The sequence below is a fragment of the Pedobacter cryoconitis genome, assembly GCF_001590605.1.
GTDB lineage: Bacteria > Bacteroidota > Bacteroidia > Sphingobacteriales > Sphingobacteriaceae > Pedobacter > Pedobacter cryoconitis_A.
In genome coordinates, this window is sequence record NZ_CP014504.1 from 1,904,347 (window position 1) to 1,916,279 (window position 11,933).

At 40.0% G+C, this 11,933-nt stretch carries 10 protein-coding genes; 7 read left to right on the forward strand and 3 right to left on the reverse strand.

Going from position 1 to position 11,933, the window contains the following annotated elements; translation table 11 throughout:
- Positions 1-32: 32 nt before the first annotated feature.
- The 3 genes from AY601_RS08115 to AY601_RS08125 all read right to left on the reverse strand — a co-directional run bounded on the left by AY601_RS08115 (position 33) and on the right by AY601_RS08125 (position 2,029).
- Entirely contained in the window at positions 33-740 is a 708-nt protein-coding gene (locus AY601_RS08115) for a hypothetical protein (protein WP_068398999.1), read from the reverse strand.
- Positions 741-840: 100 nt separating this feature from the next.
- Positions 841-1,275, reverse strand: coding sequence for a hypothetical protein (locus AY601_RS08120; protein WP_068399001.1), 435 nt, complete (start codon positions 1,273-1,275; stop codon positions 841-843).
- An 88-nt stretch (positions 1,276-1,363) separates the two neighbouring features.
- Entirely contained in the window at positions 1,364-2,029 is a 666-nt protein-coding gene (locus AY601_RS08125; RefSeq protein WP_068399003.1) for a MarC family protein, read from the reverse strand.
- Positions 2,030-2,324: 295 nt separating this feature from the next.
- On the opposite strand from AY601_RS08125, the gene AY601_RS08130 reads away from it, so the two are divergent.
- The 7 genes from AY601_RS08130 (at position 2,325) to AY601_RS08160 (ending at position 11,931) form a co-directional block, all read left to right on the forward strand.
- Positions 2,325-3,065, forward strand: a complete 741-nt coding sequence (locus AY601_RS08130; RefSeq protein WP_068399006.1) for a FadR/GntR family transcriptional regulator — start codon at positions 2,325-2,327, stop codon at positions 3,063-3,065.
- Positions 3,066-3,117: 52 nt separating this feature from the next.
- A complete protein-coding gene (locus AY601_RS08135; RefSeq protein WP_232324720.1) occupies positions 3,118-5,256 on the forward strand; it encodes a heparinase II/III domain-containing protein in 2,139 nt (712 codons plus the stop codon).
- A 5-nt stretch (positions 5,257-5,261) separates the two neighbouring features.
- Positions 5,262-5,597 (forward strand): cupin domain-containing protein, encoded by a 336-nt coding sequence (locus tag AY601_RS08140; RefSeq protein WP_068399014.1) that lies wholly within the window; start codon positions 5,262-5,264, stop codon positions 5,595-5,597.
- A gap of 16 nt (positions 5,598-5,613) precedes the next feature.
- Positions 5,614-6,495, forward strand: coding sequence for an alpha/beta hydrolase (locus AY601_RS08145; RefSeq protein WP_068399017.1), 882 nt, complete (start codon positions 5,614-5,616; stop codon positions 6,493-6,495).
- Positions 6,496-6,544: 49 nt separating this feature from the next.
- Positions 6,545-7,831, forward strand: a complete 1,287-nt coding sequence (locus AY601_RS08150; RefSeq protein ID WP_068399020.1) for an MFS transporter — start codon at positions 6,545-6,547, stop codon at positions 7,829-7,831.
- 9 nt (positions 7,832-7,840) lie between these two features.
- Entirely contained in the window at positions 7,841-8,593 is a 753-nt protein-coding gene (locus tag AY601_RS08155; protein WP_068399024.1) for an SDR family NAD(P)-dependent oxidoreductase, read from the forward strand.
- Between the two features lie 134 nt (positions 8,594-8,727).
- Entirely contained in the window at positions 8,728-11,931 is a 3,204-nt protein-coding gene (locus AY601_RS08160; protein ID WP_068399026.1) for a SusC/RagA family TonB-linked outer membrane protein, read from the forward strand.
- Positions 11,932-11,933 lie beyond the last annotated feature (2 nt).

The following is an 11,933-nucleotide window of genomic DNA, read 5'->3' on the forward strand; positions in this document are numbered from 1 at the left end:
CACGCTAATTCCATAACAGAAGATTGAAATTATCAGGTAGTGGATTTCACAGCATCTAAAACTGTTCCGATATTTTTGTGTGAACTTGCAGGAAATTCCGAAATCAATTTATTACTCTTGAAATTTCTAAAGTTGTATTTCTTTTCTTCCGCGTTAAATGCAGCATCATGATGATCCAGCGCAGCTGCATCTTCTGCACTAAATCCCTTTTTAACTTCTTTATGCCCCTTTACGACTAAAGTATCTCCTTCAATTCTAACTACTTTCATTAAAGTAACCTGCGGTTCTGTCATCTCTGGTGAAGGCATTAAAAATACTCTAAGTACATCACCCGGGGCTACAGCGACAAGTGAGGCAGCTCTGGCTTCACTGGCAACAGCAGCTTTTTCAGCTCTGTTCTTATTCAGGATTGGTCCAATCACTGCCAGCCCGATAAAAACCCCTGCAATAATAAAGATATTCTGGAAAAGTCCCCAGGCAAATGGAGTTTCTGCTTTTAAATTCTGAGCTTCTGCTTTTAATTCTTCTGACCATTCCTTTTTCGGAATTTCAACATTTTGATTAAGATCAATTGCTCTGACCTGCTGTCCTCCTAATGGGCCAAGCGGGCCGAAAATTGACATGTATTGCTGGTATACATCCAGCTGAACATCGCTTTTACTCCTTGTTAACGAATCAGTTTCTATTAAAACTGTCCTGGAATTGAGCGTTTTTTCCTTAATATCGTAGATTATAAACATATCTTGCGCTTAAACAAATATAGTGCCACTTAATTTTTTAAATAATTACGATGATCACGTTTGTAAAGGGTCAGCATGCAGGAAGCAGTAGGTTAATATATTATTCCTGCGGTACTGTAATTGTATATCTTATCATTTCTCTCTTGTTAAAAATACTGCTGGAAATCAGTGCTGAAACAACCTGACCATCAACCAGAATTTCCATCTTCACAGATCCGGCATATTCAGCGATAATACCTAAGGATAAAACTGCTGATCTTTTGATAGTTGTTTTGAATTTCCTGGAGAATGGTAAGGTTTTTTTATCAGCAACAGTGACCACTCCAGCTTCATCAGTATAAATAATATGCCCACCTGTAATGACATTCTGATAAGGGCTGATCTTATATTCAATTGTTACTTCTTTCTGCGCATAAACCGGCTGTCTTCCAGTTTCTTTCTTACAGGAAAACAGCAAAACAAGCAATGCAAAGATGAAAGTTATTTTACGGCTATGTTGACCAGTTGTGTATTTAGTAAAAATGAAATAGTTCATGAATCAGATACGTGTGTTTAATAGTGTATTATTTAAACGCAATATTGATCAATACCCCCACGCTAACCATTATCAATGGTTTATGAAGTTACTTCATTAAACTTTTTATTCCGGTAATTGCAATCTGTAATCCTACGCAAAAGATTAGAAATGCAGAAATACGGTTAAAGATTGCCTCTGCATTGGAGCCCAGGTAATGAATAATGTTTTTTGTATTCAAATAGAAAATATAAATCAGGATACACATCACAATAATAGCAGATAAAATAGCTGCTGTATTCATCAAATCATCAGAGCGGTTTGATGAAATGCTATGGGCACTTAAGGTGAACAGGACAGAAATAGTACCTGCTCCAGTAGTGACCGGAAAAGTGATCGGATAAAAAAGTTGATTTTCGATGTGACTATATCCGGATAAATTAGTTTCCGCATCCATTGTTGAAGTTGTTTGTTTTTTATCAGAAGAAAGATTCTCCCACCCCATTTTACAAATCATAATCCCTCCCGCTAACTGCACAACCGGAATTGAAATACCGAATAATTCAAGGATCCACTGCCCTGCAAATAAAGATACCGTACAGATTGAAAAAGCATAGAAAGTAATTTTTCCAACTGCCTTTCTTTTTTCAGCAGAACTGAGCCCGGTAAAAAAAGGGCTGATAATGAAAGAAGATCCGATCGGGTTTACAACTGGAAACAAGGCGATAATACCAATAAAAAGCAAGTGGAAAAATGAATGGTATAAAAGAGGCATTATAAAATTAGGTTAGTTATCAATTTATAATATGGAATATCAGCATTTTCCCTGAAGATTTCAGTACCCTGCTCCTGCAATATTTATTATATAAGCTGTTTATCAAGGTAATTTTGGTCTTGGCTTAGGATAAGCGATAGAAGTTGCTGTGTTCATGAAAACAAAAACATTATGCATATTTCTTTTATCACCACTGGATATCAACAAGATAACTCATAAGTTCAAATAATTTTTGATTACTGATTATATTTTATAGATTTGGTGAACCAATAATTGGTAAACCAAATATATCCTTATGAAATCATTTATAGAAACGATCAAGTCTATTGAACTTGAAACTCCTGTAGATAAAATAATCGGACAGCTTAAACAGCTAATTACCTCTGGACAACTACAGCCTGGTGACCGTTTACCTGCTGAAAGAATACTTGCTGAAAAATTTGGCGTAGGCCGTAGTTATGTACGTGAAGCTATTTTGAAACTGGAATTCTATGGACTGTTAAAGACCAATCCACAAAGCGGAACTTATGTAGCTGGCTTGAGCATCAAAGTGCTGGACAGCATCATCACCGATATCATCAAATTCAATAAAGAAGATTTTAATGCATTGCTTGAAGCCAGGTATTACCTGGAACTGGATGCGGTCAAATTGGCTGCAGAAAGAAGAACAGAGAAAGATCTGGAAAGCTTAAAAGAAGCATTAATGGATTATGAAGCGAAAGTTAATGCGAATCAGAACGCAGTAGAGGAAGATATGATTTTCCATATCCGGATTGCAAAGGCTTCTAAAAACTCCGTCATTGAATCTATGATCCTGATCTTAATCCCCGATCTGATTAAAAGTATTGTAGAGAATAAAATCTGCGGAGATAACAGAGGTAAACTGGCGATTGAAGAACACAGAAAAATCTTAAAAGCGATTGTAGATCAGGATATCGATGCCGCAGAAAATGCAGTGGCAGCGCATTTAAATGATATGTTCCAATTAAGTAAGGCTGGGTTTGCTGCACAAAAAATCATACAGGACAAAGTTTAAAACTACGCTCAGAAAAATGGCATAAGCCTTAAAATTTATTATTCATAATGATATGATGAACTACTTGAAAAAGTTGGTAATGGGATTAATTTGCCTGATTTTTGGACTCTCTGCTTATGCGCAACAGCATCCTTCTATCATGCTGACCAAAGATAATATAGGGGCGCTGAGGAAAGGGATTTCAACTTATCCCCTGCTCGGTAAATCTTATAAGAAGATCAAATCAGAGGCCGACAAAGCCATTAAAGAGCCGGTTAACGTACCTGTTCCTAAAGATGCAGGAGGTGGTGCAACTCATGAGCAACATAAAAAGAATTACCTCAACATCTTGAATTGCGGAATTGCTTATCAAATGTCCGGGGACAAAAAATATGCAGCCTATGTAGAAGCATTACTTTTAAAATATGCTTCCGAGTATCAAAAATGGCCGCTTCACCCTAAAAGGAAAGAAGGTCATCAGGGTGGCAGGATCTTCTGGCAGAGTTTGAATGATTTTGTCTGGCAAGTTTATACCATACAAGGGTATGATCTGGTTTATGAGGCAATTGCACCAGCTCAACGTCAGCAAATAGAAAAGGGCTTATTTGTACCAGCAGTTAAATTCTTCACGGAAGATTGTGCGGAAACATTTAATAAAATCCATAACCATGCCACCTGGGCAGTTGCAGCTGTAGGAATGACCGGTTATGTGATCAACAAGCCTGAATATGTAGAAATGGCGCTAAAAGGAACAGCTAAGGATGGTAAGGCGGGATACCTTGCTCAGATTGACCAATTGTTTTCACCAGACGGGTATTACACAGAAGGACCTTATTATCAGCGTTATGCGCTTCTGCCTTTTTTGATATTTGCAAAAACGATTAACAATTATCAGCCCGCACTTAAAATCTTTCAATACCGTAAGCAATTATTAGCTAAAGCCATTGAAACTTCCCTTCAGCTCACCTATACAGATGGTACATTCTTTCCATTTAACGACGCGGTAAAAGGAAAAACCTATGAATCTGCCGAACTGGTTTACGGCGTTGATATTGCTTATGCGGATATTAAATCACAACCAGAATTACTGGATATAGTCCAGAAACAAGGCCAGGTTATTATTTCTGATGCCGGGTTAAAAATTGCTGCTGATGTGGCTGCAGGAAAAACCAAACCGTTTGTTTATAAGACCCTATTAATTACTGACGGTGCAACTGGTAAAGATGGTGGTATTGGAATTTTACGGGCAGGAACAAATGAGGACCAGCAAGCTGTTTTAATTAAAGCCACTTCTCAGGGTATGGGCCATGGGCATTTTGACAGGCTTAACTTATTGTACGATGATAATAATGTGGAAGTATTCCCGGATTATGGTTCTGCACGTTTCATTAACATAGAATCTAAAAAAGGTGGTGACTACCTGCCAGAAAATAAGTCATGGGCTAAGCAAACTATTGCACACAATACGCTGACAGTAGATGAAACTTCAAATTTTAAAGGGAATGCGGATCGTGCACAGCAAACTGCTGCTGAAATTCTTTACTTCAAAGACGATCAGGACCTGAAGGTAATCAGCGCGGCAGAAAACAATGCTTATCCGGGGGTAAAAATGACAAGAACTACAGCTTTGCTCAAAGTAGAAGAGCTCCAAAAGTCTTTAATGATCGATGTTTTCAGAGTTGATGCAGATAAAGCCCATCAATATGACCTTCCTTTTTGGTATAAAGGGCACTTGACAGATTCTTCTCTACAGCTCAAATCTTTTGCGGATCAGCTTAAAACTTTGGGCACGCAATACGGTTACCAGCATATCTGGTTAAATGCCGAGCAGGCCGTTCCTGAGCAGACAGGTTACCTGACATTGCTAAATAATAAACGTTTTTATACGGTTAATTTCGCGGCACAGTCACCTGTAAACCTGAAATTGCTAACGCTTGGTGCTCATGATCCAGATCAGAATTTATTGGAGAGCAAGGCTTTTATGCTTTCTTCAACAGGCAGTAAAACGCAAACGTTTTTTACAGTGACTGAGACACATGGCAGTACAAACACAGTAGACGAAACCACTTCTGGATCTTCAAGTAGTGTAAGTGATTTAAAAATCATCACCGCAGGGCCGGAACAGATTTCAGTTTCCTTTAAAGTGAAAGGAAAACTATATCACTACCAGATCAACTTCAAAAACAAAGAAAACTTTATAAAAGTAAACTAATCAATATGTTACAGAGCAATTTATTTCAAATAGAAGAAGAAACACCTTGGCAGGATCTCGGAAATGGAGTTAAAAGACAGGTTTTTGGTTACAATGATCAGATTATGCTTGTTAAAGCAAAATTTGAGGCAGAAGCAATTGGTCAATTACATCAGCATCACCATGCACAGGTCACTTATGTAGACAGCGGGGTCTTTGAAATGAGTATTGGTGAAGAGAAAAAGATTCTTAAAAAGGGTGACGGTTTTTATGCGCCTCCACACGAAATGCACGGTTGCGTTTGTCTGGAAGAAGGTGTATTGATAGATGTATTCTCTCCACACCGCGAAGATTTTTTATAAGCTTAAAAGGTTTAGGATGAAAAGAATTATACTGATTGCCGGTCTGCTATGGACAACCCATCTTGCAGTGGCACAAGATACAACTCAAGTTAAAAAAGTGAGTTATCCTGCTGGATTCAGTGAACAGCTCAATGTAGTTTATACGCAGGTGGGCGACTGGGATGGTAAACTGGACTTATACCTCCCGCCAGTTCAGGGTTCACCTACCCCACTGGTCATCAACATTCATGGTGGTGGCTGGAATAAAGGAACGAAAGAATCTCAAAGTGGTTTTAGCGCTTTCTTTAAAAAGGGATATGCCGTGGCTAATATTGAATATCGCCTTACTGCTAAAGCCACTGCTCCTGCTGCAGTAGAAGATACCAGGTGTGCATTGATTTATTTAATCAACCATGCACAGCAGCTACATATTGATGTGAATAAAATCGTCATTATGGGCGCTTCAGCTGGTGGTCATCTTGCACTGATGGGCGGACTGCTGGAAAATGACAACTCTTTTGATGGGAAATGTAAAGGCACTGAAAAAATCAAGGTAGCAGCGATTATTGATAAATATGGGATTACCGATGTCTGGGACTGGGGTTACGGAAAATTAAAGACCAGTAAATCTGCGACTAGCTGGTTAGGAGCTAAAGCATTGGATCAGGAATTTGCTAAAACTGTTTCCCCCGTGTTCCAGGTCAAAAAGACGAGCCCGCCGGTCTTTATAGTGCACGGCGATGCCGACCCGATTGTACCCTATGAACAGTCTGTGGCTTTAAAAGCCAGGCTGGATGAACTGGGGGTTAGAAATGAATTTGTCACTGTAAAAGGTGGCTTACATGGTAAGTTTCAGCCAGCAGATAATTCGATGGTCAATGCAAAGATCATGGAATTTCTGAAAGGTTTGGGCTTATAACAGTACCTGCTTTCAGGCAAATTAATCAACAAAAACCAAATATAACCTCATGAAGATAAAAGGACTAAGGTGGTACATTATCGCATTGATTTCGCTGGCAACAGTGATCAATTACATAGACAGAAGTGCCATCAATATTATGTGGCCTTATATTTACAAAGAATTCGGCATTACCACAGCAGACAATAAAAATGCGCTTGCCCTGATTACGACATTCTTCATGATTGCCTATGCGTTGGGACAAACTTTTACGGGAAAGCTAATGGATGCAGTGGGTACAAGATTGGGAATGACTATTTCCATTATTGGCTGGAGCGTTTCTATAGCTTTACATTCGTTCGCTAAATCCTTATTGTCCTTTAATATCTTTCGCTTTATGCTGGGGTTTTCAGAAGCTGGAAACTGGCCTGGTGCTACAAAAAGTAATGCAGAATGGTTTCCGGTCAAAGAAAGAGCTATTGCACAGGGGATCTTTGGCGCAGGTGCCTCTTTAGGCTCAGTTATATCAGCTCCGGCCATTGCTTTTTTGTACATCGTATTTGGCTGGAAAATGACTTTTGTATTTATCGCAGGGCTGGGACTGATCTGGGTAATTCCATGGCTGATTATCAATAAGGCAACCCCTGATAAACATCCATGGCTCACTGAGAAGGAAAGAAACTACATTCTGGACGTAAATACCGAAGCGCAAACCCAGGTGGATGAAGCTCCTGTTCTCAGCTGGAAGGAATTGTTAAAATTCAGAAATACATGGGGTATCATTATGGCGAGGTTCTTTATTGATCCGGTATGGTGGCTATTTGTAACCTGGCTGCCAACCTTTTTAAAAGAACAGTTCCTTTTTGACATCAAACAAATTGGTGCTTTTACCTGGCTCCCCTATTTATTTGCAGCAATCGGTAGTTTGCTTGGCGGCTATCATTCTTCCTGGCAGGTTAAAAAAGGGGTGAATGCGGTAAAAGCAAGAAAGAATTCAGTAGCCATAGGCTGTGTATTCATGCTGCTGTCTTTACTTGCTATTGTCTATAAGCTGGATGACCTGAAAGCAGAACCGGGTTTGGCGATGGTACTGATAGGTCTGACCCTATTCGGTTTCCAGTTTCTGATCGGAAACCTGCAAACTTTACCCAGTGATTATTTCAACGGTAAAAACGTAGGGACTGTAGCGGGAATGGGTGGTACAGCGGCTGTAGTGGGGACACTTTTAACCACCTGGTTAGTTCCTGTAATGACTAAAACAAGTTATGTATCCTTTTTCGTGCTGGCAGCAGTGCTGGTACCAATTACCTGGATCTGCATTAAATATATTACTTCAAAAAGAACCATTCATTCATAAACAAATCAGATGAGATTAAAAAACAAAGTAGCCGTAGTTACCGGTGGATCAAGAGATATTGGCAGAGCAGTTTCCTGCCAGCTTGCCCGTGAAGGTGCGAAGGTAGTGATCAATTATTTCGATAACCTGGCTAATGCTGAGGAAACCTTAAAACTAATTCAATCAGAAGGTGGAGAAGGAATCATTGTCAAAGGTGATGTTACTAAATCTGCAGAGGTTTCTGCATTAATTGAGCAGACCAGAAAAGCTTTTGGAGAAGAAATTCATATCCTGGTCAATGTAGCTGGCGGAATGGTGGCCAGAAAACCAACACCAGAACTGGAAGAAGATTTTTGGGATGCAGTGATGGACTTGAATCTAAAAAGTGTATACCTGGTTAGTAAAGCAACAATTCCATTTATGGGCTCTGGTGCCTCAATTATAAACCTTTCTTCTTTAGCAGGCAGAGATGGCGGTGGTCCCGGCGCAAGTGCTTATGCTACAGCTAAAGGCGGCGTCATGACTTATACACGTGCTTTAGCTAAAGAACTAGGCCCGAAAAATATCCGCGTGAATGCTGTTTTACCAGGAATGATTGCGACTGCTTTTCATGATACTTTCACTAAACCCGAAGTGCGGACTAATGTAGCCAATTCAACTTTATTGAAAAGAGAGGGAAAAGCAACCGAAGTAGCTGATCTGGTCGTTTATTTAGCTTCTGATCAAGCCAGTTATATAACGGGTACCAATATTGACATTAACGGTGGCTTGAATTTCTCCTGATTCACCACTACTGCAGAAGACTCCGGTCTCCTGCAGTAAAAAAACTAGCAGCTGACCTGAGCAAAACAAGCTGTTTCCTGCGGTAAAGGAGATTTTACGAAGCAGGTACAACCTATAACCAAATATAAATTATTATGAATTCAAAAGTTTACTTTAAAGGTTTACTAGTCATGATATTGTCGTGTTTTTTATATTTAAAACCGGCCTATTCTCAGACAAAAGTATCCATTCAGGGTACTGTGAAGGATCAGAAAGGGGAAGCTCTGCCAGGCGCCTCGATTATCCTCAAAGACACTAAACAGGGCGTAGTCACCGACAACAAGGGAGAGTTTAAAATTAAAGCCGAACCGGGAAAACTACTGTTGATTAACTACATGGGCTATGAACCACAAGCTTTTGCAGTGAAACAGGCAGAAACAATTACCATCACTTTAAAAGAAATCCCCAATACAATGAATGAGGTGGTTGTGATCGGTTATGGTACGCAAAAGAAATCTTCTGTTACAGGTGCAGTAAGCAAGTTGAAAAACGAGAACCTGGATGAGATTCCTACTGCACGTTTAGACAATGCCCTGATTGGTAAAATTGCGGGGGTAACGATACAAAATGTCAGTTCTGAAGCTGGTGCTGCCCCCACTGTCCGTGTCCGTGGGTTTAGTTCAATTAGTGCAGGTTCCCAGCCTCTGGTAGTGGTGGATGGCTATCCTGTACCTGATGGATTATCTTTTGTGGATCCTCAGGATGTAGAAAGTATTGAAGTCCTTAAAGATGCGGCCTCTGGTGCTATTTATGGTTCCAGAGCAGCTAATGGAGTTATCCTGATCACAACCAAGAGCGGAGGTTCTGATAAGCCAAGATATACTTTGAAAAGTTATTATGGTTTTAAAAAGCCTTATAAACTGAATCCGATCATCAGTATTACTGATTATACCAAATTGCTTTATGCGGAAGCTGCATTGCGTGCGGATGATCCTACAGTTCCGGCAAACATGAAGAACTTGATTACTGATCCGGAAAGAGCAGCTTATGTAATTGAAAACGAAATTAGCGGAGGCCCTACAGATTGGCAGCAGGAAGCCCTGCAAAACGCAGCTATTTCCAATATCCAACTCAGTATTTCTGGTGGTAAAAAAGACCTGAGATATTATGTATCGGCAAGTGGCCAGAAAGATGAAGCGGTATTAAAATATAGTGACAACAGTAAGTTTAACCTGAAGACCAAACTGGATGGTACACTGAGTAAGAAAGTCAGTTTTAGTATTAACTTCAATCCCTCTTATGTAAAGACACAAAGACCTGCTGTAAATTTCACAGATTATTTCCGCTTTGGCTCTTTTCTTCCGGTTAACCACAGTGACTTTACCGCAGCTTATGTCGGTCAGAATGCAGCCTGGGCAAGTATTATTCCTGGTGAATTTGTACAAGCCAGACATTTCAATGGGTTGCAATATTCCGGAACAATGCCTGATGGCAGTAACTGGATCAGTGCTGGCCCTGTAGAACCGTTTGCCACAAGTAACAATACTCCGCTATCCATTGCGGCAAGAGAAACACGCGATCAGCAGACTTACCGGATGTTAGGTGGTGGTGATATCAGCATTAAATTCCTGCCAAACCTGATCTTCAAAAGTTCTGTTGGTGGTTATTATTCGCAGCAAGAAAATACAACGCTGACCAGATCAAATGCAAGAAAAGATGGTGATGTGAATGAAGCTACGCTTTACACAAGAAGCTATATGGATCTTTTGCTGGAAAATACCCTGAATTATAATGTGACCAGGGGTAACCATAGTTTTACAGGTTTATTAGGCTTTACAACACAACAAACCAAGATAAAAGAAAGCAATATGGTGGGAAGGAATTTCCCTACAGAGACTTTTGAAACTTTGAACCAGGCTGGTCAGATTGATCAGGCTTTGACCAATACACTCAAAGACCAGATTGGTCTGGTATCTTACCTCGGACGTTTAACTTATGATTATAAGAACAAGTACTTACTGGCCGCCAGTTTCAGGATGGATGGTAGTTCTTATTTTGCAGAAGGAAAAAAACAGGGTACTTTTCCTGCAATTTCAGCGGGCTGGGGCATCGGAAAAGAAGATTTCATGAAGGATGTTTCCTGGATCAGCAACATGAAACTCCGGGCAAGTTATGGCGCAACCGGAAATAACAAGATCCAGAGTTTCGCGTTTCAAAACCTTTTATATCCAGGCAATTATTCTTTTGGAGGTGGTACAGGTTCTGTAAACCTTGGTTTATCACCGAACTCAGATGTACTGGCAAATCCAAACATTACCTGGGAACGTACTTTTGAATTCAACACAGGTTTAGACCTTGGCTTTATGAAAGACCGCTTTGGGCTGACCATTGAGTATTACAATTCCAATACGGATAAATTGCTTTACAAAAGATCTACTCAATCTTTCAGTGGCTCTTTTGAGTATTTTGATAACTCAGGCAAAGTTAAAAACCAGGGTATTGAAGTTGAATTCAATTCTGTAAATATCAAAACTGATCATTTTCAATGGTCTACTTCGCTTAACTTTTCAGCTAACAGAAATCGTTTACTGGAGCTTGGCGGAGAACCTTTTCAATATAATTACGGAGAGCGGAATGAAATCTATGCGGCTATTGTCGGGCAACCGGCTATTCAGTTTTTTGGTTATAAAACTGATGGCATATGGACCTCACAGGCACAAATTGATGCAGCCAAAGCCGCAGGACAGACCTCTACCCTTTCTAAATATTATGCACCGGGAGGTCTGAAGTTTGTAGATGTAAATGGGGATGGTAAAATTGATGTGAACGACCGGACGACCATTGGAAGTCCTTTTCCAGATTTTACCTGGGGAATCAACAATTCATTTAAATATAAAGGCTTTGATTTGAATATTATGATTCAGGGTGTACAGGGTGGCCAGCTTATCAATGGAGATGCCAACTACAACGAATCCAGGAGATATAATGAGAAATTCAACCAGAACAGATGGGTTAGTGCTGCACATCCAGGTGATGGAAAAACACCTTATTATACGAATGGCGAAAACTGGCTGCTCACGGATTACGTGATTGAAAGTGGCTCTTATGCGGCTTTAAGAAACATAATTCTGGGTTATACGATTCCTGGTAAGCTGATTAAAAAACTCGGTGTAAGCAGTGTCAGGGTTTACAGCTCTGCTGATAATTTATTCTACCTGACCGGAAGCTCATACCGGGGTATAAACCCAGAGGCCAGGACAACGTCATCACAATATTCTTCCCCTTTGGTAGACGGGTATCAGCGTGGTGCTTTTCCAATTTCACGCACTTTCACTTTTGGTATAGATGTTAATTTTTAATT

Bases quoted from the DNA above. Each gene is read 5' to 3' on its own strand.
- AY601_RS08115 (WP_068398999.1), bottom strand. From the start codon at position 740: ATGTTTATAATCTACGATATTAAGGAAAAAACGCTCAATTCCAGGACA.
- AY601_RS08120 (WP_068399001.1), bottom strand. From the start codon at position 1,275: ATGAACTATTTCATTTTTACTAAATACACAACTGGTCAACATAGCCGT.
- AY601_RS08125 (WP_068399003.1), bottom strand. From the start codon at position 2,029: ATGCCTCTTTTATACCATTCATTTTTCCACTTGCTTTTTATTGGTATT.
- AY601_RS08130 (WP_068399006.1), top strand. From the start codon at position 2,325: ATGAAATCATTTATAGAAACGATCAAGTCTATTGAACTTGAAACTCCT.
- AY601_RS08135 (WP_232324720.1), top strand. From the start codon at position 3,118: ATGATGAACTACTTGAAAAAGTTGGTAATGGGATTAATTTGCCTGATT.
- AY601_RS08140 (WP_068399014.1), top strand. From the start codon at position 5,262: ATGTTACAGAGCAATTTATTTCAAATAGAAGAAGAAACACCTTGGCAG.
- AY601_RS08145 (WP_068399017.1), top strand. From the start codon at position 5,614: ATGAAAAGAATTATACTGATTGCCGGTCTGCTATGGACAACCCATCTT.
- AY601_RS08150 (WP_068399020.1), top strand. From the start codon at position 6,545: ATGAAGATAAAAGGACTAAGGTGGTACATTATCGCATTGATTTCGCTG.
- AY601_RS08155 (WP_068399024.1), top strand. From the start codon at position 7,841: ATGAGATTAAAAAACAAAGTAGCCGTAGTTACCGGTGGATCAAGAGAT.
- AY601_RS08160 (WP_068399026.1), top strand. From the start codon at position 8,728: ATGAATTCAAAAGTTTACTTTAAAGGTTTACTAGTCATGATATTGTCG.